This window comes from Kocuria cellulosilytica (genome assembly GCF_040981245.1).
Classification (GTDB): Bacteria; Actinomycetota; Actinomycetes; order Actinomycetales; family Micrococcaceae; genus Kocuria; species Kocuria cellulosilytica.
In genome coordinates, this window is sequence record NZ_JAVFWZ010000176.1 from 1 (window position 1) to 502 (window position 502).

Sequence of the window (502 nt, forward strand, 5' to 3'; positions counted from 1 at the left end):
GGGGCCACCGGCCTCGAGGCGGCCATGGGCGAGGAGCTCTCCGGCGCCTCCGACGAGCAGTTCTACGACCGTGTGGTCTCCATGTTCTCCGGCGACCAGCCCACCGGCGCGTCGGTCGAGCTCACCATCGACCCGGTCCTGCAGCAGACCGCCCACCAGCTGCTGGAGGGACGCCAGGGCGCGATCGTCGCCCTCGACCCGGAGACCGGCGCGATCCTGGCCATGGTCTCGAGCCCCGGCTACGACCCGAACGAGCTCGCCTCCCACGACTCCGCCTCCGTGATCGCCGCCGCGGAGCGGCTCAACGCGGACCCCGCGGAGCCGCTCGTCAACCGCGCGATCTCCGGCGACCTCTACGCGCCCGCCTCGACGTTCAAGATCATCGACACCGTGGCGGCCCTGGAGTCCGGCGAGTACACCACGGAGTCCTCGATCCCCAACCCGCAGGAGCTTCCCCTGCCCGGCACCGACGTGACCCTGCCCAACTACGTGAACGGCGGGT

At 71.5% G+C, this 502-nt stretch carries 1 protein-coding gene; it reads left to right on the forward strand.

Features of this window, described 5'->3' with window-relative positions; all coding sequences use genetic code 11:
* Positions 1 to 502, forward strand: a 502-nt coding sequence (locus tag RCG67_RS17570; RefSeq protein WP_368828117.1) for a penicillin-binding transpeptidase domain-containing protein, incomplete at both ends; no start/stop codon positions are given.